This window comes from Micromonospora sp. NPDC005206 (assembly GCF_040608175.1).
GTDB lineage: Bacteria > Actinomycetota > Actinomycetes > Mycobacteriales > Micromonosporaceae > Micromonospora.
Genome location: NZ_JBEXHU010000007.1, coordinates 66,960 through 91,118 on the forward strand (window position 1 = coordinate 66,960; position 24,159 = coordinate 91,118).

The 24,159-nt window shown below is 72.4% G+C and carries 24 protein-coding genes; 14 read left to right on the forward strand and 10 right to left on the reverse strand.

Annotation, left to right across the window (positions count from 1 at the left end):
* Positions 1–37: 37 nt before the first annotated feature.
* A complete protein-coding gene (locus ABZU69_RS12095; RefSeq protein WP_354964396.1) occupies positions 38–1,087 on the reverse strand; it encodes a hypothetical protein in 1,050 nt (349 codons plus the stop codon).
* 141 nt (positions 1,088–1,228) lie between these two features.
* Between ABZU69_RS12095 and ABZU69_RS12100 the strand changes: the two genes are divergently transcribed.
* Positions 1,229–1,981 carry a TIGR03089 family protein gene (locus ABZU69_RS12100; protein WP_354964397.1) on the forward strand — a complete coding sequence of 251 codons (753 nt, stop codon included), beginning with the start codon at positions 1,229–1,231 and terminating at the stop codon, positions 1,979–1,981.
* 27 nt (positions 1,982–2,008) lie between these two features.
* On the opposite strand, the gene ABZU69_RS12105 is transcribed toward ABZU69_RS12100, so the two are convergent.
* Positions 2,009–2,494 carry a carboxymuconolactone decarboxylase family protein gene (locus ABZU69_RS12105; protein ID WP_354964398.1) on the reverse strand — a complete coding sequence of 162 codons (486 nt, stop codon included), beginning with the start codon at positions 2,492–2,494 and terminating at the stop codon, positions 2,009–2,011.
* Positions 2,495–2,741: 247 nt separating this feature from the next.
* Between ABZU69_RS12105 and ABZU69_RS12110 the strand changes: the two genes are divergently transcribed.
* Positions 2,742–3,698 carry a zinc metalloprotease gene (locus ABZU69_RS12110; RefSeq protein ID WP_354964399.1) on the forward strand — a complete coding sequence of 319 codons (957 nt, stop codon included), beginning with the start codon at positions 2,742–2,744 and terminating at the stop codon, positions 3,696–3,698.
* A 176-nt stretch (positions 3,699–3,874) separates the two neighbouring features.
* A complete protein-coding gene (locus tag ABZU69_RS12115) occupies positions 3,875–4,594 on the forward strand; it encodes a hypothetical protein (protein ID WP_354964400.1) in 720 nt (239 codons plus the stop codon).
* Between the two features lie 11 nt (positions 4,595–4,605).
* Here ABZU69_RS12115 and ABZU69_RS12120 read toward each other — a convergent pair whose 3' ends face one another.
* Positions 4,606–6,285, reverse strand: coding sequence for a DNA repair helicase XPB (locus ABZU69_RS12120; RefSeq protein WP_354964401.1), 1,680 nt, complete (start codon positions 6,283–6,285; stop codon positions 4,606–4,608).
* Between the two features lie 173 nt (positions 6,286–6,458).
* Here ABZU69_RS12120 and ABZU69_RS12125 point away from each other — a divergent pair, with 173 nt between their 5' ends.
* Both ABZU69_RS12125 and ABZU69_RS12130 read left to right on the forward strand, forming a co-directional pair.
* On the forward strand, positions 6,459–7,349 hold the full coding sequence (locus tag ABZU69_RS12125) for a L,D-transpeptidase family protein (RefSeq protein ID WP_354964402.1): 891 nt from the start codon (positions 6,459–6,461) through the stop codon (positions 7,347–7,349).
* 98 nt (positions 7,350–7,447) lie between these two features.
* Positions 7,448–7,684, forward strand: coding sequence for a hypothetical protein (locus ABZU69_RS12130; RefSeq protein WP_354964403.1), 237 nt, complete (start codon positions 7,448–7,450; stop codon positions 7,682–7,684).
* A gap of 35 nt (positions 7,685–7,719) precedes the next feature.
* On the opposite strand, the gene ABZU69_RS12135 is transcribed toward ABZU69_RS12130, so the two are convergent.
* Positions 7,720–10,206: a helicase-associated domain-containing protein gene (locus ABZU69_RS12135; RefSeq protein ID WP_354964404.1), complete on the reverse strand. Its 2,487-nt coding sequence runs from the start codon at positions 10,204–10,206 to the stop codon at positions 7,720–7,722.
* A gap of 83 nt (positions 10,207–10,289) precedes the next feature.
* Between ABZU69_RS12135 and ABZU69_RS12140 the strand changes: the two genes are divergently transcribed.
* Both ABZU69_RS12140 and ABZU69_RS12145 read left to right on the forward strand, forming a co-directional pair.
* Complete coding sequence (locus ABZU69_RS12140; protein WP_354964405.1) at positions 10,290–10,913, forward strand: HAD family hydrolase; 624 nt, start codon at positions 10,290–10,292, stop codon at positions 10,911–10,913.
* Positions 10,914–10,940: 27 nt separating this feature from the next.
* Positions 10,941–11,327 (forward strand): cold shock domain-containing protein, encoded by a 387-nt coding sequence (locus ABZU69_RS12145; protein ID WP_088986676.1) that lies wholly within the window; start codon positions 10,941–10,943, stop codon positions 11,325–11,327.
* Here the strand turns inward: ABZU69_RS12145 and ABZU69_RS12150 are convergent.
* Entirely contained in the window at positions 11,288–12,136 is an 849-nt protein-coding gene (locus ABZU69_RS12150) for a 1,4-dihydroxy-6-naphthoate synthase (RefSeq protein WP_354964406.1), read from the reverse strand. The genes ABZU69_RS12145 and ABZU69_RS12150 overlap by 40 nt on opposite strands.
* Positions 12,137–12,613: 477 nt before the next feature.
* On the opposite strand from ABZU69_RS12150, the gene ABZU69_RS12155 reads away from it, so the two are divergent.
* A complete protein-coding gene (locus tag ABZU69_RS12155) occupies positions 12,614–13,444 on the forward strand; it encodes a GNAT family N-acetyltransferase (RefSeq protein ID WP_354964407.1) in 831 nt (276 codons plus the stop codon).
* 15 nt (positions 13,445–13,459) lie between these two features.
* On the opposite strand, the gene ABZU69_RS12160 is transcribed toward ABZU69_RS12155, so the two are convergent.
* Complete coding sequence (locus ABZU69_RS12160) at positions 13,460–14,110, reverse strand: futalosine hydrolase (RefSeq protein WP_354964408.1); 651 nt, start codon at positions 14,108–14,110, stop codon at positions 13,460–13,462.
* Entirely contained in the window at positions 14,107–15,708 is a 1,602-nt protein-coding gene (locus ABZU69_RS12165; RefSeq protein WP_354964409.1) for an MFS transporter, read from the reverse strand. The genes ABZU69_RS12160 and ABZU69_RS12165 overlap by 4 nt, the downstream gene beginning before the upstream one ends.
* An 87-nt stretch (positions 15,709–15,795) precedes the next feature.
* Between ABZU69_RS12165 and ABZU69_RS12170 the strand changes: the two genes are divergently transcribed.
* Entirely contained in the window at positions 15,796–16,635 is an 840-nt protein-coding gene (locus ABZU69_RS12170; RefSeq protein WP_354964410.1) for a DUF3027 domain-containing protein, read from the forward strand.
* Between the two features lie 35 nt (positions 16,636–16,670).
* Here ABZU69_RS12170 and ABZU69_RS12175 read toward each other — a convergent pair whose 3' ends face one another.
* Positions 16,671–16,916: a DUF2530 domain-containing protein gene (locus ABZU69_RS12175; RefSeq protein WP_354964411.1), complete on the reverse strand. Its 246-nt coding sequence runs from the start codon at positions 16,914–16,916 to the stop codon at positions 16,671–16,673.
* An 88-nt stretch (positions 16,917–17,004) separates the two neighbouring features.
* On the opposite strand from ABZU69_RS12175, the gene ABZU69_RS12180 reads away from it, so the two are divergent.
* From ABZU69_RS12180 to thpR, 5 genes are all read left to right on the forward strand, one after another.
* Entirely contained in the window at positions 17,005–18,483 is a 1,479-nt protein-coding gene (locus ABZU69_RS12180; RefSeq protein WP_354964627.1) for an NCS2 family permease, read from the forward strand.
* A gap of 118 nt (positions 18,484–18,601) precedes the next feature.
* Entirely contained in the window at positions 18,602–19,051 is a 450-nt protein-coding gene (locus tag ABZU69_RS12185) for a MarR family transcriptional regulator (protein WP_354964412.1), read from the forward strand.
* Positions 19,052–19,123: 72 nt separating this feature from the next.
* Positions 19,124–20,407: an MFS transporter gene (locus ABZU69_RS12190; RefSeq protein ID WP_354964413.1), complete on the forward strand. Its 1,284-nt coding sequence runs from the start codon at positions 19,124–19,126 to the stop codon at positions 20,405–20,407.
* 147 nt (positions 20,408–20,554) lie between these two features.
* On the forward strand, positions 20,555–21,064 hold the full coding sequence (locus ABZU69_RS12195) for a hypothetical protein (protein WP_354964414.1): 510 nt from the start codon (positions 20,555–20,557) through the stop codon (positions 21,062–21,064).
* An 11-nt stretch (positions 21,065–21,075) separates the two neighbouring features.
* Entirely contained in the window at positions 21,076–21,654 is a 579-nt protein-coding gene (gene thpR / locus ABZU69_RS12200; RefSeq protein ID WP_354964415.1) for an RNA 2',3'-cyclic phosphodiesterase, read from the forward strand.
* 84 nt (positions 21,655–21,738) lie between these two features.
* Here the strand turns inward: thpR and sepH are convergent, their stop codons facing one another.
* Together sepH and serC are read right to left on the reverse strand one after the other, a co-directional pair.
* A complete protein-coding gene (sepH, locus tag ABZU69_RS12205; protein WP_354964416.1) occupies positions 21,739–22,818 on the reverse strand; it encodes a septation protein SepH in 1,080 nt (359 codons plus the stop codon).
* Between the two features lie 185 nt (positions 22,819–23,003).
* Positions 23,004–24,131: a phosphoserine transaminase gene (gene serC, locus ABZU69_RS12210; protein ID WP_354964417.1), complete on the reverse strand. Its 1,128-nt coding sequence runs from the start codon at positions 24,129–24,131 to the stop codon at positions 23,004–23,006.
* Between the last annotated feature and the right edge of the window lie 28 nt (positions 24,132–24,159).

Genomic DNA, 24,159 nt, shown 5'->3' on the forward strand with positions numbered 1-24,159 from the left:
TCGTACCCGGACGGAGGTTGACACCCGAGAAGGAGCATCAGCTTGCGCGCACATGAACAGCCGGCGAAGTGCGGCGCAGCCGCCACCAGGCGCCACCGATCAGGACCACGGTGACCACGCTGACCGCCACGTCGCCGGCCAGCGCCGCCGCCGGGCTCGCCGGGGAGTACGGCGGCACCAGGTACGCGAACGCGGCCGCGCTGACCAGGCTCCCAGAGCCGGCGACGAGCACGTGCCGCTGCCCCCAGCCGGCGCGGGACGACCAGTACGCGATCAGCCCTCCGGTGCCGGCGGCGAGCGCCAGCGCGACGGCCATTCCCGGCCAACCGGGTGTCAGGTCGGTGCCGAGGTGGACGAGAACGACCACCAGGCCCACCCAGATCGGGCCGGGCACCCGACGGGCGCGCCGCGGGTTTGGGTGGCGCCAGCGGGGCAGCAGGGCCAGCGCGACGAGCGCGAGGACCACCGCCGCGGCGAACGTCAGCTGGAGCGGGCTGGCCAGGAAGTCCTTCCGGCCGCTGTCCGAGAAGATCAGCAGGCTACCGAGCAGGTAGATCACGCCGACCACGACGAGCCCGGGCCGGCGGAGCCACGGGCGGAGCCGGCGGTTTCGGCCGAGGAACGACTCGACGATCACGATCGGCGCGCAGATGGTCAACGTGATGTGGTTGCCCACGTAGTCGAAGGCCTGTCGGACGCTGAACCCGAGTCCCGGCACCAGCGTCGCCTCGGCGGCGGCTCGGGTGTCGGCGTACTCGGTGTCGTCCAGGTAGCCCGGGTTGAACAGCGACTGGTCGACCAGGCCCGCCTGGAGCACGCCGAACGCGGCGGCGAGCAGCACGATCGCCGGCCATCCCGCGCCGAGGTGCCGGGCGGTCTCCCGGATCAGGATGGCGGCCCCGCCGTACATCGGCCCGAGGATGAGCACCACCGGGAGGAAGTCTTCGAGGGTGAAACCGCCCCAGGAGCACTCGGCGGCCCAGGGCGCGAGCAGCAGCAACGCGACCACCGGCACGAGCCGGCGGCGCAGTGGAAGACGGTCGGCGGTGACGGGCGAGTCGGCGGCGGGGTGGCACTCGGTCGGCATGGGCGCTCCTCGGCGACGTTCCGGGACCACCCGTACCCTGCGCGGGCCACCCGGACATCCACTACGGCCATCGGCCGACGACGGGCGCGACCAAAGTCGTTGAGTAGGGTGGTTCGACGCCGTCACCCGGGGAGCGTGGAGATGCAGCCAACCGCCACGGCCGACCTGTCGGTCCCGCCCGCCGACGCCGAGCGTCCACTGCTCAGCTACCGCGACGAGGCGACCGGCGAGCGGGTCGACCTGACCGCGCACCAGGTCGGCGCCTGGGCGGCGCGCAGCGCCGGTCTGCTGCGGGACGGCTGCGGGCTCGGCCCCGGCAGCCGCGTAGCGGTGCTGCTGCCGCCGCACTGGCGTACCGCTGCGGTTCTGTTGGGCGCCTGGGCCTCCGGCCTCGCGGTGTCGTTCCGGCCCCGCGCCACCGCTGGCCTGCCGGTCCTCGAACCGGGCGGCGACCGGCCGTTCGATGCCGTCTTCGTGACCCCCGAGCGGCAGGACGACTGGCTGGAGGACGTGCCGGACGCTCCACACCGCTACCTCGTCGGTACCGGGCCGGGGGCGCTGGCCGACGTGCCGCTGGGCTGGCTCGACTGGTCCGCCGAGGTGCTCCGGCACCCGGACGCCACGCCCGACCACACCGCCATTCACCCGTCCGACCCGGCCAGCGCGGACGGCACGACCTACGGCCAGTGGGGCGCGCTCGCCCAGGGCATCGCCGAGATGCTGGACCTACGTGCCGGCGACCGGCTGCTGGTCGACGCCGCCGAGCACGAGCAGCCGCTGAAGTGGCTGCTGGCCCCGCTCTCCGCTGGCGCGTCCGTGGTGATCAGCGCCAACCTCGACCCTGCTCGGCGGGACGCGGTGGTCGCCGCCGAGCAGGTCACCCGGGTTCTCTAGGGGACGTCACTCCGGCCGTCGTCCAGGTCAGTCGAACGCGGCGGCGAACATGCCGGGCTCGTAGGAACCGCCCCGCTGGTGCACGATCACGGCGAGGCGGTTGGCCGCGTTGATCAGGGCGACCAGGGCGACCAGCGCGGCGATCTGGTCGTCGTCGTAGTGCTTGCGCACCTGAGCCCAGGTTTCGTCGGACACGCCCTGGTAGGCGTCGGCGAGTCGGGTGCCCTCCTCGGCGAGCGCCAGCGCGGCCTGCTCGGCCTCCGTGAAGACGGTGGACTCGCGCCAGGCGGCCACCAGGTTGAGCCGAACCGGGCTCTCGCCGGCCGCTGCGGCGTCCTTCGTGTGCGCGTCGATGCACCAGCCGCAGCCGTTGATCTGGCTGGCCCGAAGGGACACCAACTCCTGCGTGGACTTCGGCAGCGGCGACTGCTGAATCACCATGCCGGCGTTGGCGAACCGCTTGGCGAACTTCATGGCGATCTCGTTGTCGAACATGTTGAATCGGGCGTCCATGGTTCCGTCCTTCACTTCCGGCGTTCGATCGGACGAACATGAGATGCCGGCGAGCAGAGTCCTGTGACAGAACGGCAGGGTGACAGCGATAACAGCGCTCCTCGGCCCCCTGCCGTTACACCCCCCATCAGCCCTGTACGCAGGCCTTTTGCCGCTGCCACCGACGTGATCTCATACCGGGAAGACGACGTCGTCGAGCTGATCACGACGACCCCGCGCCGTCTCCATTCCCTCGAGAGGTGCACCGATGCACAGGAGACCAATCTTCCGACTGGCAGTCCTCACCGCCACCGCCGCGACGCTCCTGGCGTCCGGTGGCGGCTACGCCGCGGTGGCGGCACCCGCTCCCGTATCCCCGGGTGTCGGCGCGTGTGAGCCGGGTGCCGAGGCGCACAGCGCGGCCCGGGTCGCCAAGGGCGCCACTGCGCAAGAGCCGAAGCTGTACTCCAACAACGAGGCGAACGCCTACGGGGTGATCAAGGACGCCCCGCGCCTCGCCAACGGCAGCGTGACCGTGCCGACGGTCTTCCACATGGTCTCCGACCAACCGCTCAGCGCGGCCGAGACGGCCAGGTGGAACACCCTGATCGCGGCGCAGATGACGGTGCTCAACGACTCGTTCGCGGGGCGCACGGCAGCGAACGCCTCCGACACGCCGTTCCGGTTCTCGCTCGTCGACACGACGTGGACGGTGAACAGCGCCTGGTACACGGTCGAGCCGGGCAAGAACGAGCGGGACATGAAGAAGGCGCTGTACACCGGCGACTCGAAAACCCTGAACGTGTACGCGGCCAACATCGGCGGCGGGCTCCTCGGCTGGGCGTACTTCCCGAAGGGTTACAACAACGGCCGGGACTACATCGACGGCGTGGTGATGCTCGACGAGTCGATGCCGGGCGGTACGGCGGGCAAGTACTCCCTCGGTGACACCCTGACCCACGAGGTGGGGCACTGGCTCATGCTGGAGCACACCTTCGCCCACGGGTGCTCCGCTGCCGGCGACTTCGTCGCGGACACTCCGCGGGAGGCGGCGCCGCAGTTCGACTGCCCGCTGGGCGCGGACACCTGCACCGCACCCGGGCTGGACCCGATCCACAACTTCATGGACTACACGCAGGACTCCTGCATGAACATGTTCACCGTCGGACAGGCGGACCGGATGAGCGACGCCTGGGTGGCGTTCCGGGCCGGCGGCGCCGGGTAGATAGCGCGTCTCGGGGTCGACGGGCCGCTGGATGGTGGCTCGTCGACCCCGTTGCTTCACCCTTCCGGTGGAGCCGACGTGTTCCACCATTTCTCACATCTCGCCCGCTCATACGCTTCGCCGAAGGCACGTGCGCTGTCGGAGCGCCGGCCGCTTTCCACACCGGCGGAGGGGACATGGCGTCGAGGCGTACACGTCGGACACTGATCTCGGCGGTCGCCGGCGGCCTGTTCGCCCTCGGTGTGCTCGCACCGGGCCCGGCCGCCGCGCCGCCGCTGCCCCGCGCGGCGCAGGCAGCCGATTCGTCCCACCCGGAAGAGCCCCGGCCCCCGCAGCTCCCGGCCGACTTCCAGGGCACCGGCCGGTACATCGTTCGCGACCTCGGGATCGACGTGCCGTTCACCTGGCAGGGCAGGGACGGCAACAGCCAGATGATCGCCGGGGGCCCGGAGCATCCGATCTGGTTCACGAACCTGATCTACGAGAACACGCTCTACACGCTCACCTACAAGTGGCCGAACATCCCACTGTTTCCGCCGCGGGCGTGCAGCAAGGTCCCGGGGTTCTTCAACCGACAGATCTTCAACGACAAGCTGAAGGCCGCGCGCTTCGTCGGACCGGAAATCCTGCAGGGGGAGAAGGACCGGCACGTCGACCACTGGCGGGTCGGTGTCGTCGGGGGTTCCTCCGTGCCGGGCGAGGTGTTCCGGTTCCCGATCGCGCTCGGCGACATCTACGTCGACCAGCGGGATCCGAGCCGGTGGTGGCAGGTGTTGCAGTTCGGCCTGCAGAACCTCTTCGACCCGGAGCTGGACGAGTGGTTCACGATGACAACGTTCGACCACCGGCCGGGCGAGGTCACGCTCCCGGACCGCTGCCCGCCCCCAACGTCGTGATTTCGCACGTGTCAGTCGACGGTCGGGAGCTTCGGGCCGAGGACGTCATCGGCGTCCACGATGGTGTACGCGTAGCCCTGCTCGGCGAGGAAGCGCTGACGGTGTGCCGCGTACTCGGTGTCGATCGTGTCCCGTGACACCACCGTGTAGAAGTGCGCCTGCCGGCCGTCGGCCTTCGGCCGCAGCACCCGGCCGAGCCGCTGCGCCTCCTCCTGGCGAGACCCGAACGTCCCCGACACCTGGATCGCCACCGCCGCCTCCGGCAGGTCGATGGAGAAGTTGCCGACCTTGGAGATGACCAGCGTGCGGATCTCCCCGGACCGGAACGCGTCGAAGAGCCGTTCGCGCTCCTTGTTGGTGGTCGAGCCCTGGATGATCGGCGCGTCCAGGTATTCGCCGAGCTGGTGCAGCTGGTCGATGTACGCGCCGATCACCAGCACCTGGTCGTCGGGGTGCCGGTCGACCAGAGCCCGGACCACCGGCAGCTTGGTGCGCGCGGTCGCCGCCATCCGGTAGCGCTCCTCGGCCTCCGCGGTCGCGTACGACATCCGCTCCGCGTCGGTCAGCGTCACCCGGACCTCGGTGCACTCGGCCGGGGCGATCCAGCCCTGGGACTCGATGTCCTTCCACGGGGCGTCGTACCGCTTCGGGCCGATCAGGCTGAACACGTCACCCTCCCGGCCGTCCTCGCGAACCAGGGTGGCGGTCAGGCCGAGCCGGCGGCGGGCCTGGAGGTCGGCGGTGAACCGGAAGATCGGCGCGGGCAGCAGGTGCACCTCGTCGTAGACGACCAGGCCCCAGTCGCGGGCCCCGAACAGGTCCAGGTGGGTGAATGCGCCGCCGCGCCGCGAGGTGAGCACCTGGTACGTGGCGATGGTGACCGGGCGGATCTCCTTGCGCTCGCCGGAGTATTCGCCGATCTCCTCCTCGGTCAGCGAGGTGCGGGCGATCAGCTCCCGCTTCCACTGCCGGCCGGCGACGGTGTTGGTGACCAGGATCAGCGTGGTGGCCTTCGCCTCGGCCATCGCGGCCGCGCCGACCAGGGTCTTGCCGGCGCCGCAGGGCAGCACGACCACGCCCGACCCGCCGGCCCAGAACGCCTCCACGGCCTCCCGCTGGTACGACCGCAGCGTCCACGGCTTGCCGCCGTCCTTGCCGGCCTCGGCCAGCTCGATCGGGTGGGCCTCGCCGTCCACGTAGCCGGCCAGGTCCTCCGCCGGCCAGCCCAGCTTGAGCAGGGCCTGCTTGAGCCGGCCGCGCTCGGACGGGTGCACCTGGATGGTGTCGTCGTCGATCTTGTTGCCGAGCATGCCGGCGAGCTTCTTGCTCTTGGCCACCTCGATCAGCACGAGCCGGTCCAGTGCGCGCAGCACCAGGCCGTACGCCGGATCGTTGGCGAGTTGGAGCCGGCCGTACCGGTCCATCGTCTCGGCCACGTCCACCAGCAGCGCGTGCGGCACCGGGTAGCGCGAGTACTTGATCAGCGAGTCGACCACGCCCTCGGCGTCGTGCCCCGCCGCGCGGGCGTTCCACAGGCCGAGTGGGGTCAGCCGGTAGGTGTGCACGTGTTCGGGAGAGCGCTCCAGCTCGGCGAAGGGTGCGATGGCAATTCGGCAGGCCTGCGCGTCCGGGTGGTCGATCTCCAGCAGCAGGGTCTTGTCCGACTGCACGATCAGTGGTCCACCGCTCACGCCAGGGTCCTCTCCTCCGGTTGGCCGTCCGGTCGTGGCGCCTGCTTACCCGCCGCTGGCCGACCATCCAGTGTTGCACGGTGCGGACTGTCGGAAGAAAGATGCTCACCGGGCGCAACCGACATGGCACTTGCAAACGTCTAGCAAAGGGACGACAGCCCAGGGGAGGTCCCATGAAGCATGTCCGGCTCACTTCCCGACTTGTCGCCCTGGTGGTGGTCACGCTGGTCGGCGCCGGTGCGTGCGCGTTCGATCCGCAGGCCGGCGGGGGTGGCGGCGGGGGAGCCGCCCCGGCAGGTGCGGCGGAACAGGTAACGGGGGCGAGCGGCACGCCCGGGCCGGACCAGCGCGGCCGGCCCGCGACGACCGCGCCGACGCGGACGCCGACACCGAAGCCCACCCGGAGTGTCACGCCGACGCCGACCAGCAGCACGCGGCCGGCACCGGCCACCAGCACCGCCAAGCCGGCCGCCGGCTGCCCGCAGGGCGAGCACCAGCGCGCCGTGGAGACCTACCTGGCCCGGTTGGGTGGGTTCGGGCCGGTGACCGTGGACGGCCGGCAGTCCGCCGCCGACTGCGCCGCGATCAAGAAGTTCCAGCGGCGGTACGGCATCCGCCCCGTCGAGGGTCGCGCCGGGCCGACCACCTACGACGTGGCAAAGCGCCTCGGCACCACCGACACGGCTCGCTGCAAGGCCGGCACGGGCACCACCTTCTGCGTGGACCTGACCCGGCAGACCGTCTGGGCGGTCCGAGGCGGCAAGGTGATCATGGCGCCGACGGTGACCCGCACCGGGATGGCCGGCTACCGCACCCCGGCCGGCACCTACAAGGTCAACTACCGCAATCCGAAGGAGTGGTCCGACCCGTACGAGGTGTGGCTGCCGTACTGGCAGCACTTCACCCAGGGGATGGGCTTCCACGAGACCACCACCTACCTGCACAACAAGTCGATCGGCTCGCACGGCTGCGTCAACCTGCTGCACGCCGACGCCGTCCGGATGTGGGAGCTGGGGAAGGTGGGCACCCGGGTGGTGCTGATCGGCCGCCGCCCCGGCACCTGAGCGACGACCCGCCCGACTCGGGGTTTTATCCCCTGTCACACCGGTCCCGGTAGTGACACCCTGGGAGTCCAGGGCCGGACCGGGCGGGGAGGCTGGGTATGACGGTCGACCGTGACGTCATAGAAGCGCACGACCAGGCTCCACCGGACGAGGTGTCCCGCGCGACCGTGGTCGCGTACGCCGTCGCGGCGGCGCTCCTCGTCGGGTGGTTTCTCTTCGGCTGGCTGGTGCTGCGGCAGGGCTTCGTCGATTCGATCGGGGAGTCCGCCGGCGCCGGCTTCGCGCTGTTGCTGATCATCTCGGTCGTCGGCACCGTACGCCGCAGCCGACGCTGACCAGCGCGCACCGACCGGCGTCGCCCGGCCTCCGGTCAGTCCGCCAGCACCGCCGCGGTGATCCGGTGCAGCGCGAAGGTGTGCAGCATCTCGGTCCGTTCGTCCTCGGCGCGTAGGTAGCCGGCGCCGATCGAGACCGGCTTGACCAGTCGGGACGCGGTCGCACCATGGGCGTCCACGTATCCCACCCAGACCAGCGCCCGATCCCGCACGGCCTGCTGAAGCACGGCCAGCGCCTCGCTGTGGGTGTGCGCCGGCACCGGGCCGCCGCCGAGGCCGACAGCCCCGCCGCGCACCACCGCCGGTGCCCGTCGGGCCGCCCGCGCCGCCGCCTCACCCCGCCGGATGTGCTCCACCACGCCCAGCAGCCGAGGCATCGGCAGCTTCGGGGCGACCAGCGGATCCAACGTCCGGATGGTCACGGGCACCCGGGCCGGGGCCCGCCGGATCCGTGGCCGGGACAGCACCGTGCCGCCGCTACCGTCCTCCTGCGCCGGGGCGTACCCGGCGTCGCGCAACGCGCTCAGCAGCCGACCGACCTGGTACGGGGTGGTCAGCACCGTCGGGGCGAGCCGGCGCAGCGTCAGCGATTCCAGCCGCCGGTCGGCAAGCACCTCGCTGAGCAGCGTCTCGTCGTCGCTGCGCAGGTACGCCCCGGCCAGGCCGACCCGCAACCCGCCGTGTTTGCGGGCCACGTCGTCCACCAGATAGGTGAGCCCCTGCGGCACCGGGGTACGCGACCGCCGCCGGAATACGTCGTGCAGGTCGTCGGCCGAGTAACCGGCGTCCAGCGCTCGCCGCACACTCGCCGTCGTGACCCGGTGCACGCTGGCCCCGCCGGCCGACTCGGGTTCGGTCATCGCCTCCAGCTCGGCGGCGAGCGCCGGCTCGGGTGGCCCGGGCACCACCACCGTCAGGTCGGCCTGCACCAGGAAGTGGTCGACCGGGGCGGGCAGTAGCGCGTCCAGCGCCCGTGCCGCGCTGGACGGGTCGCCGCTCTCGGCGTCCGCGTGCAGCCCCAGCGGGTCCTCGCCGCCCGACTCGTCGGCCGAGGTCAGGTCGGCCAGCAGCAGCCGGCCGTACGAGGTGAGCGCCCCCAGGCCGGTGACGCCGAGCTGCGCCGCCTCGGCCAGCACCTCGCGGTGGGCGGCCTCCCGGCCCCGGCTGCGTCGCGGCGCCCGCCAGTCCAGCAGGTCCTGCACCTCCTCCGGAGTGGGTGAGGTCGCCGGTTCCAGGTCGGCGAGCACCGCGAGCACCGCCCGTCGGGTGCCCGGCGCTCCGGCGCGCTCGGCCTCGGCGGAGAGCGCCGTGATCGGCCGGTCCCGGTCATCGCGCCGGCCGACCAGCCCGACCTGCCGGGTCATGGTCAGCCACGCGCGGGCCAGCTGCTCCCAGCGTTGGGCCAGCGAGGCGGCCCGCCACACCTCGTACCCGCCGGTCGGCAGCACCTGCTGATCCGCCCCGTACCGGGTGGTGGTCGCACCGGGCAGCTCCAGCTCGCCGGCGAGCCCCGCCGCGTACGCCACCTCCAGCAGCAGCGCGGTGGTCGGCTCGTCCAGCCCGGCGGTGCGGGCCAGCCGGCGCAGGTCCCGTACGCCGATGCCGCCCGAGCGCAGCACCGGCGCGGGTTCGGCGGCGAGCTGGTCCAACAGCCCTTCGGTGTGCCGGACCACCTCCATCGTCTGTCCGGCTCCGGCGGAGTCGACCGCCTTCGCCTCGCGCGGCGCGGCGGCCACGGGCGGCGGGCTGGTGCGCAGCGGCCCGAGCGGGCCGCTGTCGCGGCGCAGCAGCAGGCCGACCTCGCGGGGCAGCTCGACAGTGCCGGTGGTCGTCGACGAGCCGGTCGAGACAGGGACCAGCAGCCGGTTGTCGACCAGCCAGCGCACCGGGGAGCCGGTCGGCGCGCCGCCGTTGGTCGGGTTCGAGAGCAGGGCGTCCTCCGCGCCGAGCGGCGGTGCCTGCAACGCCCCCGGGGGCACGCTGCCCACCGGTGGTCCGGCCGCCAGCCGGTCCAGGATCGCCCGGGCCGAGGGAGGAGCGGCGAGCAGCGTCCGCCGGAGCTTCGCCGGGTCCGCGCAGAGCGCGGCCGTGCGCGGGTCCAGCTCCGCGGCCGGCCGGCCCAGCCCGGCGGGGTACGGAGCCACCTCGTCGACGGCGGGTACCACCTGGAGCGCGTGCTCCGGGCCGTACAGCAGGAAGAGCGCGCGCAGCCGGCCGACGGCGGCCCGGACGGCCGTCGGCGCCGGCGGGTGGGGCCCGGCGGTCGCCATGGCGAGCACCGCCTCGGTGGCCGTGGTGCCCTCGTCCGGGTCCCGGGTGAGCCGGGCGGCGTCCAGTATCTGGAGGGTGAACTGGTCCAGCCCGTCCAGCGCGCGGGCCACCGAGACCCGGGACTGGGCCCGGATGGCCAGGGCGGAGATGTCGGCCGGCACGGGCACGACGAGGTCCGGCCGCAGCTGGAGGAGCGCGGCCAGCGATTCGTCGGGCAGCGACCGCAGGTGGTCGGCGAGTGAGGTGGTCATCGTCTTACCACGCTAGCCCGGCACCGGGCCGTCGCGCCCCTCGGACGTCCGCCCGGCAGGGAGTCGCCTGTACGTTTCTGGGCATGCCCGCTCTGACCGTCGGATTCGACCTCGACATGACGCTGGTGGACTCCCGCCCCGGCATCGCCGCGGCCTACCGGGCGTTGACCGCCCGGACCGGCGTGCCGGTGGACGCGGACCTGGCGGTGTCCCGGCTCGGTCCGCCGCTGCGCACGGAGATCGCGCACTGGTTCCCGCCGGAGCAGGTCGAGTCGGCCGTGCACGCGTTCCGCGAGCTGTACCCGGCGTACGCGATCACCCCGACGGTGCCGCTGCCCGGCGCGCGGGAGGCGATCGACGGGATCCGCGCGCGGGGCGGACGGGTGCTGGTCGTCACGTCCAAGGTCGGCCGGTTGGCCCGCCTGCACCTGGACCACCTCGGCCTCGCGGTCGACGAGCTGGCCGGTGACCTGTTCGCCGAGGAGAAGGCGACGGCTCTGCGGGAGCACGGGGCGACCCACTACGTCGGGGATCATGTGGCGGACATGGTGGCGGCGAGGGCGGCCGGGGTGCCCGGAATCGGCGTCGCCACCGGGCCGTGCTCCCCGGATGAGCTGCGTGCCTCCGGGGCGGAAATGGTGCTGGACGACCTCACCGGATTCCCAGCGGCGCTCGACGGCATGATCCAGCTAGCCTTGGAGCAGTAGCGGCTCAAGTGAAGCAGGGGTTTTCAGGTGCCTACGGGTCGAGTGAAGTGGTACGACACGGCCAAGGGATACGGCTTCGTCACCAGTGACGAGGGCGGCGACGTGTTCCTGCCCAAGGGCGCGCTGCCGGCGGGCGTCACCGACCTCAAGGGTGGCCAGCGGGTCGACTTCAGCGTGGTCGACAGCCGCCGGGGCGCGCAGGCCATGGGAGTCAAGCTGCTGGACGCTCCGCCGTCGATGGCGGAGCTGCGGCGCCGGCCGGCTGAGGAACTGCACGGCCTCGTCGAGGACATGATCAAGGTGCTGGAGGCGAAGGTTCAGCCGGATCTGCGCCGGGGCCGGTATCCGGACAAGAAGACCGCGCAGAAGATCGCTCAGCTGGTCCACGCGGTCGCGCGCGAGCTGGAGGTCTGAGGCACCAGGCCGGCGTCGGCGGCGCGGTCGAGCAGCGCCGCGACCGCCGCGAAACCGGCCTCGCCCAGGTCGGCGGTGAACTCGTTGACGTAGAGGCCGATGTGCCGGTCCACCACGTCGAGTTCCATCTCCTGGGCGTGCGCGAGCACGTACTCCCGGCTGGCCGCCGGGTCCGCCCAGGCCTGTCGGACCGACTCGCGGACCCAGCCGGCTGCGGCCTCCGGGTCCACCACGCCGCGCTTGGCCAGGATCGCGCCGAGCGGAATGGGCAGGCCGGTGTCGGCCTCCCACCACTCGCCGAGGTCGACCAGCGCGGTTAGGCCGTGCCGGTGGTAGGTGAACCGTGCCTCGTGGATGACCAGCCCGGCGTCGTAGCGGCCGGCCGCGACGCCCGGCATGATCTCGTGGAACGGGACCACCTCGATCCGGGCCGGCGGCCGGCCCGCCGACCAGAGCCGGAACAGCAGGTACGCGGTGGTCCGGTCACCCGGCACCGCCACCGTGGCGCCGGTCAGGTCGGTGCGGTCCGGCCCGCCGGTGCGGTCGCCCCGGGTGAGCACCAGCGGCCCGCACCCGCGGCCGAGGGCGCCCCCGCAGGGCAGCAGGTGGTAGTCGTCGAGCAGCCACGGCAGCGCCGCGAAGCTCACCTTCACCAGGTCGAACGCGCCCCGCTCGGCGGCCGTGTTGGTGACGTCCACGTCGGCGTACGTCACCTCGACCGGCGGTGCGCCGGGTACCCGGCCGTGAACCAGGGCGTCGAAGACGAACGTGTCGTTGGGGCAGGGCGAGATCGCCAGGGAGAGCGCCACGCCTCCACGTTAGCCCCGCCCCCGCACGCTCCCGCGCGCCCACCCGGCTCACTGTGACCTGCTTGGCCCTCCGGCGAGCCTTCACGCCCCCGGCCGCACGCCCCACGCCCCTGCCACTCCCGCCGCACGCCCTGGCACTCACTGCCAGCTGCTCGGAAGACACCGTCAGGGTATGGGGTGTCACTGTCACTCCTGTAGAGCTGCCCCATCTGTGGGGCGCCGTGACCTTGGGTGGGCGTACTGGTTGCGGCGGCTGATGGCGGCGGCGGTGGTGGGGGGTGGCGGGTAGCTGGTGGCCGTGACGGTGCCCGATCGTGGGTCTGTCCCAGCTGCCCATCGGCTCGCCCCATCAATGGGGCAGCTCTACAGGCGCCGACGAAGGGGCTACGCGCAGCGGCGGCGGCGCTGTCCACAGGCTTATCCACAGGTGGGAGAGGGCTGTTGACGGCGCGAGGCTGAGCGGAAAACCATGGACGGATGGCTGCTGGCAAGGGTGCGATCGACGTCGGGGCGGCTCTGCGGGATCTTCGTCGACGTGCCGACCTGAGCCAGCGGGAGTTGGCTGAGCGGTCCGGGGTCCCGAAAAGCACGCTGGCCCGGATTGAGGCGGGCGAGGGCGGCGAGCCGGCGTTCCGGACGGTGGAGCGTCTGGTCCGCGCGGCAGGCGGCGAGCTTGCGCTCAGGCTGCCCGGCGACCCGTGCTCCACCCCAGACGACGCCGAATCGTCGAGCGTGTCGGACGACGAACCGCGGGACGAGGCTGGGCGTCGCTACCCCGCGCACCTCGACGTCCGTCGGGTCCGGACCCTGCGGGACTGGCCGGGTGCCTGGTGGGTGCATTCGTACACGCTCCCCGAGCGGTTGTGGCCGGTGCGCGTTCCAGAGCTGACCTACGACCTGGATCGAGCGCGGCGAGACGAGCGGCGGAGGCGGGACCGGACGCGGGCCCAGGTGGGGTTTCGACGTGCCCCCGAAGGACTGCCCACCACGTCCTGGCGTTTTCTTGCCGAGGTGCCCGGGGCCGGGCCGGTCGGTGAGCTGAGGGCCCATGAGCGGAGCGTGGACCTCCTCCTCGGCGAAGATTGGGGTGACCGGCGTGAGCTGGTGTTGGAAGGCGTGGTCGTTGCTCCCGGCCTACGGACCCTGGGCATTGGGCGTCAACTGATCGGGCTGCTGGCCAAGGAGATGGCAACGGCCGGCATCCGGACCGCCCACGCGATTGCCGAGTTTGGCAACGTGGAATTTCTGCTCGCCTGCGGGTTCGAGCTGCAGGCGAATCGACCGTCGGCGCTGACCCTCGAAGTCTGAGCCGCCCTGCCGGGGTCAGCGCAGCGCCGGGGCCGCTGTGGTCAGGGCGGTGAGGGCTTCGCGTAGCCGCCAGGCGTCGCGGTCGCGGGGGCCGATCGGGTTGGAGATGGTACGCAGCTCGGCGAAGGGCACCCCGGCCTGCGCCGCGGCGACCGCCACCCCGTACCCCTCCATGGCCTCGGCGACCGCCCCCGGATGTCGGCGGCGCAGCTCCTCGGTGCTGGCGACGGTGCCGGTGACCGTGCTGACGGTGAGCACCGCGCCGGTCGTGGCGGACGGCAGAGCGGCCCGCAGCGCCGCCAGCAGCCGTGGGTGAGCTGGCACCACGCTGCCGTTGCCCAGCAGCGCGGGCGGCATGCCCAGCTCGTCGACGGGGATGAAGCCGTCCGGTGACTCGGCGCCCAGGTCGGCGGCGATGCTGGCGGTGCCGAGCACGATGTCGCCGACCTCCACCCTCCCGACGAAGCCGCCGGCCACGCCGGCGCTGACCACCGCGCGGTACGGGCGCCCGGCCGCCTCGGCCAGCGCCAACAGTCGGGCTGTGGCGGCTCCGGCCACGGCCGGGCCCACCCCGACCGGGGCCACGGTGACGGTGGCGTCGGTCAGCCCCGCGCGGACCGCGTCCGCCTCGGCGGGCACCGCGGTCACCACCAGCAGGCCGGTCACGACAGCGGCCCGGGGGACTCCCGGCGGGTCTCGTCGTCCGCGCCGCCACCCGGTCCGCCGACCGCCGAGGAGGGGCGGTAGATGTGGTAGCCCGGTGGTGCGAGCCCCGGGTCGTCGTACTGCGGCGAGCCGGCCTGGGTCGGCGCCGGAGAGGTGGGCGTTCGGTCACCGAAGTCGTCCGTCGACTCGTCGTCGGCCAGTTCGTCGTCGCCCAGCGGCCGGCCGGCCAGCTTCTCGCCGCGCAGCCGTGCGGCGACCAGCACACCCCGGGTCGCCGCCAGGACGCCCACTCCGGCGGCGACCGCGATGCCGGTGCGACCGTCGAACGGCACCAGCCCGAGCCCGCCGCCCGCCACGAAGGCCAGCATCAGCACCGTCTCCGAGTGGGCGAAGGAGCTGGCCCGCAGCCGCTCCGGGATGCGTTCCTGGATCGAGGCGTCCACGGCGAGCTTGGCCACCCCACTGACCAGCGCGGTGACCAGGCAGAGCAGGGCCACCATCGGCAGCGAGAAGCGGATGACGGTGAGTACGGCCACCCCGGCCACGATGATCATGCTGCTGGACTGGATGGCGGTCGGCCGGTGGATGCGCAGGCGGGTGCCGACGGCGGTGGCCAGGAAGCTGCCGACCGCCAGCGCGCCGCCGACCAGCCCCAGCGCCCACTCGGCGCCCAGGTCCCGACCGAACATCACCGTTGTCAGGTCGCCCTTCTTGATGGCGAAGGCGAGGAACAGCAGCAGGAAGCCGTAGACCGCGCGCAGGGTCGCGGAGCCGATCAGGGTGGCGATCACCAGACGGCCGGCGGGTCGGCCCCGCCCCAGTGGGCGGTCCCCCCGGCGACGGCCCAGCGCGCGCAGCGGCCGGGGGACCCGTTCCGGTGGCTCCGAATCCGCCTTCGGTGGCAGGCGCAGGGAGATCACCATGCCGATCAGGAAGATCACCGACGCGACCCGTAGCGGCCACTGCGGCCCGAACCAGAACGCCGCCAGCCCGATCGGGGCCACCAGTGCGCCCGCTACCGTGCCGTAGACGCTGGCCCGCGCGCCCACCTGGGAGAGGCCGAGCCCTTCCGGCAGGAGCCGGGGCACCGCCGCGGACCGGGCCACGCCGTACGCCCGGGACAGCGCGAGCACCCCGAACGCGGCCGGATACAGCCCGAAGCCGTGGATGTAGTCGGAGATCAACCAGGCCAGGAACGCCCGGCCGAGCATGGTGGCGGCCAGCGCGTACCGCCGGCCGTGCCGGAAGTGGTCCAGCAGCGGGCCCACCACGGGGGCGAGCATCGCGAACGGCACCATGGTCACCAGAAGGTAGAGCGCGACCTTGCTGCGGGCCTCGCCCAACGGCACGTTGAAGAAGATCGTCCCGGCCAGGCCGATGGCGATCAGAGTGTCTCCGGCGCAGGACACCGCGTGCAGGTCGAACAGGCGGACCATGCCGACCTCGCCGCCGGCACCCCGGGCGCGCGCCCGGCCGGCCCGGCGGGTCACCCAGCGCCCGCTGCCCACCGAACCACGCAACAGCAGCCGGATGGTGCGGATGCTGGTGCCGACGGTGCGCCCGAGGACGGATCGCCCGGAGCGGGAGTACGACGGCATGTCCACCATCCTCGCCCATCCGATCGAGGTACGCGCAGCACTGCGGCGAAAGGTTCCCCGGGAGTCCCTGTCACCCCTGTTCGACGCATGGGGAACAATGGTGAGGTGACCAGGCCCGCCTCCACCCGCGCCGCCCGTCTCGACCAGGTCTGCGCCGCTGCCGTCGAGGTGGCCCGCGCCGGCATCACAGAGGTGGACGCCGACGAAGTCGGCGACCACCTGCAGGTCGTGGCCGAGGGCGACCGGCTGGTCACCCACTATTTTGAATGCCGTCTCGCCGGCTACCGCGGTTGGCGTTGGGCGGTCACCGTCACCCGGGTGCCGCGCAGCCGCACGGTGACCATCTGCGAGACGGTGCTGCTGCCCGGCCCCGACGCGCTGCTCGCGCCCGGCTGGTTGCCCTGGCAGGAGCGGCTCAAGCCGGGTGACCTGGGCCCTGGTGACCTGCTGCCGACCGCGCCGGACGATGAGCGGTTGGCCCCCGCCTACCTGCTCTCGGACGACCCGGCGGTCGAGGAGACGGCCTGGGAACTGGGCCTCGGTCGTGCCCGTGTGCTCTCCCGGGAGGGCCGCGCCGACGCGGCGCAGCGTTGGTACGACGGCGATCACGGCCCGGCCGCGGCGATCTCCACCGCTGCCCCGGCCGCCGCCCGCTGCGGCACCTGCGGCTTCTACCTGCCGCTGGCCGGCGCGATGCGGCTGGCCTTCGGCGCGTGCGGCAACTTCTACGCTCCCGACGACGGCCGGGTGGTGAGCGCCGACCACGGCTGCGGCGCCCACTCCGAGACGCTGATCGAGGCGGCCGAGACCGCGGTGGAGGAACTGCCCACGGTCTACGACGACAGCGCGGTGGAGGCCATGTCGGTGAGCCGCGCCCCGGGTTCGGTGGAGGCCGCCGAGCCGGCGGAGCCGTACGGGCACCCCTGACGGTCCGCGCCGGGTGTGCCGGCGCTCCGGCGGGATCAGCTCGTGCGGCGGCGGCGTCGGTTGGCGTCGTGCCGCATCATCACGGCGAGGCCGGGGAAGCCCCACAGGAAACCGGCCAGGCAGGTCCAGAGCCAGTTCTCGTGATCGTGCTCGGTCAGCCAGCCCCGGAAGAAGATCAACAGGACCAGCCCGGCCACTGCCCACCCGATCAGCCCGGCGACGGCGAACGGCACCATCGGTGGGTCCAGCGGCGCGGGCCGCGGAGGCTGCTCGTTCGGCACCCGGCAAGCGTACGCGATCGACTTCCCCTGCCCGCTGGTGATCTGGGACGATGCGCGCGACAACTGGAAGATCACCTGCGAGGACCTGATGGCAGTAACGCCGCCCGAGAACGGCACACCACCCGACCCCGCTCATCCGCGTAACGGCTTCGACCGGTTCTTTGAAATCTCCGCCCGTGGCTCGACGCTGAGCCGCGAGGTGCGCGGTGGCCTGGCGACCTTCTTCACGATGGCGTACATCGTGGTGCTCAACCCGCTGATCCTCGGCGGGGCCGTCGACGGCGACGGCAAGACCCTCCCGATCCCCGCGCTGGCCGCGGCGACCGCGTTGGTCGCCGGCCTGATGACGATCCTGATGGGTGTGGTGGGCCGGTTCCCGCTGGCGCTCGCCGCCGGTCTGGGCGTCAACGCGCTGGTGGCGTACGAAATCGCGCCGGAGATGACCTGGGCCGATGCGATGGGCCTGGTGGTGATCGAAGGTGTGATCATCGCGGTGCTGGTGCTGACCGGTCTGCGGACCGCGGTGTTCCGCTCGGTGCCCACCCAGATGAAGACCGCGATCGGGGTGGGCATCGGCCTCTTCCTGACCATCATCGGTCTGGTGGACGCCGGCTTCGTCCGGCGGATTCCGGACGCCGCCAACACCACCGTCCCGGTGGGCCTGGGCATCGGCGGCAAGCTGGTGAGCTGGCCGATGCTGGTCTTCGTGGTGGGTCTGCTGCTCACCCTGGTGCTGGTGGTCCGCCGGGTGAAGGGCGCGATCCTGATCGGCATCCTCGCCTCGACCGTGCTCGCGGTGATCGTGGAGGCGATCGGCAACATCGGCCCGTCCTTCGTCAACGGTCAGCCCAACCCCAAGGGTTGGTCGCTGAACGTGCCGGAGCTGCCGAAGACGGTGGTGGACCTGCCGGACCTGTCGCTGCTCGGCAAGTTCAACGTGCTCGACTCGTGGGGCCGGGCCGGCTGGCTGGTCGTGCTGATGTTCGTCTTCACGCTGCTGATCACGGACTTCTTCGACACCATGGGAACGATGGTGGCGGTGGGCCAGGAGGGCGGCCTGCTCGACGAGCGGGGCACCCCGCCGAAAGCCAAGGAGATCCTGCTGGTCGACTCGATCGCCGCGGCGGCCGGCGGCGCGGCCAGCACCTCCAGCAACACGTCGTACATCGAGAGCGCCGCCGGTGTCGCGGAGGGCGCCCGGACCGGGGCGGCCAACCTGGTCACCGGCGTGCTCTTCCTGCTGGCGATGTTCCTGGCCCCGCTGGTGGTGGTCGTGCCGTTCGAGGCGGCCTCGACGGCCCTGGTGGTGGTCGGCTTCCTGATGATGACCGCGGTGCGGACGATCGACTGGTCCGACTACGAGATCGCCATCCCGGCGTTCCTCACGATCGTGCTGATGCCGTTCACCTACTCGATCTCCAACGGGATCGGCGCCGGCTTGATCACCTTCGTGGTGGTGAAGCTGGCCAGGGGCAAGGCCCGGGAGATCCACCCGCTGCTGTACGGGGTCGCCGCGCTGTTCGTGCTGTACTTCCTGCGCGGGCCGATCGAGTCCCTGGTGCTCTGACGCACGTCCGGGCGGGGGGATCAGAATCGGATTCCCCCGCCCGGAACAGCACGAACGTCCTCGTGAGCCTGGTCATATCGGATGTCGTTAGCCAGGCTCATTAGTTAAGCTAACTATCGTGACGGAGCGGACGGTGACGGCGGAACGCGTGCCACCGGCGCAACTGGCTCCCCAGTTGCGTGATGCGATCACCCGACTCAACCGGCGGGTCCGCCAGGCCCGACCGGTCGGCGACCTCACGGTCACCCAGGTCTCCGCGCTCACCAGCCTGCGGCTGGCGGGCGCGCTGACGCCCCGGGAACTGGCCGACGTGGAGCGGGTGCAGCCGCCGACGATGACCAAGATCGTCGGGAAGTTGGAGGACCGCGGCCTTGTGCAGCGGACCCCCCATCCGACCGACGGCCGGCAGGTCATCCTCGCGGCGACCGAAGGAGGGCAGGCCGTGCTCGACCAGTTCGAGCGGGCCCGCGATGAGTGGCTGGCCCACCGGCTGGCCGCGCTCGACGAGGACGAACGGGAGACCCTGCAGAGGGCCGCCCAGATTCTTCAGCAGCTCGCTCGCGCCTGAGCCGCGCCCGCGCCACCGGGCCGTGCCGTCACCTGTCGATGACGCGTACGTCCCGGAGGAGGCGCACCAAGAGTGCGGGCCAAGTTGAGCACGATGTTCCAGTCCCTGCAGGTTCGCAACTACCGGCTATTCGCATCCGGCCAGCTGATCAAGCTGATCGGCGTCTGGATGATGTTCATCGCCCAGGACTGGCTCGTCCTCGAGCTCTCCGACAACTCGGCCACCGCGCTCGGCGTGGTCACCGCGCTGCAGTTCACCCCCGTGCTGCTGCTCACGCTGCTCTCCGGCCGGCTCGCCGACCGGTACGACAAGCGGGTGCTGCTCTTCGCGGCCAACGCCTTCTGGACCGTGCTGGCGCTCGGCATGTCCCTGCTGGTCCTCACCGACCTCGTGCAGCTCTGGCACGTCTTCGCCTTCGCCGCGCTGCTCGGCACGGCCAACGCCGTGGAGACCCCGGTCCGGCAGGCGTTCGTCTCCGAGCTGGTCGGCACGTCGCTGCTGCCCAACGCGCTGTCGCTGAACGCGGCCGTGTTCAACTCCGCCCGGATCGTCGGCCCGGCCGTCGCCGGCCTGGCCATCGCCGCCTTCGACGTGGGGCCGGTCTTCCTCTTCACCGCGCTCAGCTCGATCGCGCCGCTGGTCAACGTGGTGCGGATGCGGACGGCCGAACTGCACCGCGACGCCCTGCTGCCGCGGGACGAGCGGGCGTCCGCCCGGGTGGTCGACGGGCTGCGGTACGTGTGGCGCCGCCCGGACCTGCTGCTGCCGATGGCGGTGATGTCGGTGATCGGCATGTCGCTGTTCAACTTCCAGCTCACCCTGGCCGCGCTGGCCAAGACGGTCTTCCACACCGGTGCCGCCTCGTTCGGCCTTTTCAGCACCGCGCTGGCGGTCGGCGCGCTGGGTGGCGCGCTCAGCGGCACCGGCCGGCGCAGCCGACCGTCGGTCTGGCTGGTGCTCGGTGCCGCGATCGCCTGCGCCAGCTTCGGCACCCTGGTCGGCTTCGCGTCCACCTACTGGCTGGTCGTGACGCTGCTGGTGCCGACCGGCTTCTTCATGGTCTTCTTCGCCCAGGCCGCCAACCAGCGGGTCCAGCTGGGTGTGGACGCGGCCTTCCGGGGGCGGGTGATGGCCCTGTGGGTCCTGGTGTTCCTGGGCACCAACCCGGTCGGCGCGCCGCTGATCGGCTGGATCGCCGAGCACTTCGGCGCTGGCGCCAGCATCTGGATGGGCGGGTTGATCTCGCTGGCCACCGCGTTGATCGCGCTCACCTGGCAGCTGCGCCGCGCCGGCGCCCGGCTGCGATTCCGGGTGCTGCCGATGCCCCGCTTCTACGTCACCTCCACCGACTGCTGAGGTGTGAAGGAAGGGCCCCTTGTTATCGGATTTTGCATAACAAGGGGCCCTTCCTAACCCGGGCCCGGGAGCACGTCGTGTTGAGCGCATGGCGCGGATGCGGCCAATCAGGTGGCGGGCCGGCGCGACGGGGCTTAGCGTCGATACGTGGGAGTCGGACGCGCGCTGATGCTGGCCCTGGCGTTCCTCGCCGTGGCCAGCCTTCCGGCGGCGTTCGCCCTGCTCTTCTGCGCCGACGAGATCCTGGATCGGGTGGTCTGCGGCTGGTCGGAGTGGCGTGAGCGCCGACGGGAACGACGCACCATCGCCCGTCTCGACCGCGCCATCGAGGCCGACGCCCTGACTCGGGACATCGACCTCAGCGAGTTCGACCGCACCGACCGGCGGCCCCTGGAACAACTCGCCGCCGACCTGCGGCGCCTCGGCGGCCAGCGGCTCGGCGGCACCGGCCGGCCGATGGTCTGGCACGGCGCGGTGGTCCAGGCGTACGACGACCGGCTCCGACTGGCGTGCCGAGCCCTCGGCATCACCGAACACCTCGCCGAGCTGAGCGGCGTCGACCAGGAGATCGAGCGGGTCCGGGTGGAAGGCGTGCTGCACGCCGCCGGGCTGACCCTGCCGGCGGCCCGAGCCGGGCACCGGCAGCGGCACCGCTGAGCGGTCGACGGTTGCGGCTCTTCGTCGCGGTCTGTCCGCCCGCCGAAGCGGTCACCCATCTCGGCGCGCAGGTCGCCCGGCTGAGGGTCGGGGCGGCAGCGGCCGCCGGCACCAACGTACGGCTCGCCGACCCGGCCCACCTGCACCTAACCCTGGCCTTCCTCGGTGACGTCGAGACGGCCCGGCTGGTCGAGGTGGAGAGCGCGCTCGGGCTGGCTGCCGAGTGGTTCCGGGACGGCCGGGACGCCTCGCCCCGGCTGAGCCTCGGCGGCGGCGGCCGGTTCGGCCGGGGGCGGTTCACCGTGCTCTGGGTGGACTGCCGGGGTGACGTCGAGGCGCTGCACGTGCTGGCGCGACTGATCCGGTCCCGGCTGCGGCACGCCCGGCTGCCGCACGACGACAAGCCGTTCCGCCCGCACCTGACCGTCGCTCGGCCCGGCGACCTGGTGGACGTGGCCGACGTTGACGCCGACCGGGCCGCCCTGGACGACTACCAGGGCCCGCCGTGGGCGGCGACCGAGTTGCTGCTGGTACGCAGCCACCTCGGCCCCCGGCCGCGCTACGACCGCCTCGCCGCCTGGCCGCTCTGACTCAGCCCGCAACCGGCCCTGCCACGGGCACTTGGCGTGCCTCGCGCTGACGGGTGGCGAACCGCCACCCGCCAACGCGAAGCGTCAGGAGGACTCGCGCGCGGCCGGACCGCTGCCGAAGAGCACGTCGTCCCAGCTCGGCAGCCGCTTGCGCGGCTTGCCGTTGGCATCGGTGGACTCGCCGCCGGCAGCCGCCGCGGCGCCCGTCCGGCGGGGCCGCAGCACCGCCAGCGACGGCACGGCCGGCACCTCCTTGGGCGCGTCCGAGTCGTCGTCGAAGGCCGACCCTTGGCCGCCGCCCAGCAGTGCCGCTGCGCCGCCACCGACCGGCCGCTGCCGGGGCGTGTCGGACCCGGCGAGGGCAGCCGGGGTACGCGGCTCCAGGCCGCGGCCCGACGAGGCGCCGAGCGGGCGGTCCAGTGAGGCGAGCAGTGCGTCCCGCCCGGCTCGGATCGGGTCCCGGCCGGGACGCGGGTGCTCGGAGGCTGCTGGCAACCCGTGCCCACCGCGACTCGGCTCGCCGCGTGACGGACCGGGCAGGGCGTGCCCGCCCCGCTCCGGCGCTGGCTCCTGGCCGAGGATCGGCGTGGGCCGCTCGGCGCACAGGTACTGCGCCATGTCGTCGTGCGGGGTGACCGCCTGCCGGGTCTTGTCGAGATCCCAGATCGCCTGCGCGGTGGCCTTGCCGGAGGGCCAGGTGGCGATGATCCGCCAGGTGCCGTCGTCGCGGCGGTACGCGTCCCAGGAGATCTTCTCGGTGTCGATGCCGTGCTGGCTCAGTCGGCCGTTGACCACCTCGGCCAGCGGGGTGGGCTTCTCCGCACCCTTGAGCCGGGTGCGGCGGGCGTGCTGGGCGAGCATCGCCCGCTCCTGGAGCACCGGGCCGGCATAGCGCAGGACCCGGTCGACCGGCACACCGGCGATCCGGGCGACGTCCTCGGCGGACTCACCGGAGCGGATGCGGGCCTGAATGTCCCGGGGGGACAGTGAGGGGATCGGGTCGGCGGCGGTCGGCGCCACCGCGAGCGGCGGAGCACCCGGCTCGGCGTGCAGTGCGCCGGCGATCCGCTCGTCGATCGGCAGGGCGAGCAGCCGCCCGACCTCGTCGGCGAGAACCAGGGCATGGCCGTCCTCGGAGAGGGCGACGAAGCGTACTGGGCGCATAGCGTTGCCTCCGTCCCGCTTCGCTGGCCGCACGCCACGAGTCGGCCACCCAGGCGTCTCGGACCACCGTACGCGCATCTGTCTCGGGGTGGGGGAAGCGACACCCCGCATGTCGCGACTGAGCTGCAACGATGATCACGGTCGGTGTCCGCCGAGGTCCCGATGGACACCGACCGTGACGATCGTCAGAGGCGCTCGACCACGTAGTCGATGGACGCGGTCAACGCCTCGACGTCGGCCGGCTCGATGGCCGGGAACAGTGCCACCCGCAGTTGGTTGCGACCGAGCTTGCGGTACGGCTCGGTGTCCACGATGCCGTTGGCGCGCAGTGCCTTGGCGACGGCCGTGGCGTCCACCCCGTCGACGAGGTCGATGGTGGCGACCACGTTGGACCGCAGCGCCGGGTCGCTGACGAACGGGGTGGCCACAGTGGACCGTTCCGCCCAGCCGTACACCGTCGCGGCGCTCTCCGCGGTGCGCTTCGCGGCCCAGGCCAGCCCGCCCTGCGCGTTCATCCAGTCGGTCTGCTCGGCGGCCAGGAAGATGGTGGCCAGCGCCGGGGTGTTGTAGGTCTGCTGCAGCCGCGAGTTGTCGATCGCCGTGACCAGGTCGAGGAAGGCCGGGATGTACCGCCCGGAGGCCTTGATCTCGGCGGCCCGGTCCAGCGCGGCCGGCGACATCAGGGCCAGCCAGAGACCGCCGTCGGAACCGAAGCACTTCTGCGGCGCGAAGTAGTAGACGTCGGTCTCGCCGACGTTGACCTCCAGGCCGCCGGCGCCGGACGTGGCGTCGACCAGCAGGAGCGCGCCCTCGTCTGCCCCCGCCACCCGGCTGATCGGCACGGCCACGCCGGTCGAGGTCTCGTTCTGCGGGGTCGCGTAGACGTCCACGCCGGCCTCGGCGACCAGCGTCGGCGCGCTGCCCGCGTCGGCCTTGCGGATGGTCGGATTGCCCAGGAACGGGGCGTCCTTGACCGACTTGGCGAACTTGGCGCCGAACTCGCCGAAGCTGGCGAACTGCGCCCGGTCCCGGATCAGGCCGAAGGTGGCGACCTCCCAGAACGCGGTGGTGCCGCCGTTGCCGATCACCACCTCGTAGCCCTCGGGCAGCGAGAAGAACTCGGCGATACCGGAGCGCAGCCGGGCCACCTGGTCGCGGACCGTCTTCTGCCGGTGCGAGGTGCCCAGGTAGCTGGTGGCCACCTCGGCGAGGGCGGACACGGCCGCCGGACGGACCTTGGACGGGCCGCAGCCGAAGCGTCCGTCGGCGGGCTTGATCTCGTCGGGAATCCGGATGAGCGGTGCGTCAGCCACGGTCTTGGAGGTCCTTCCGCATGGGCGG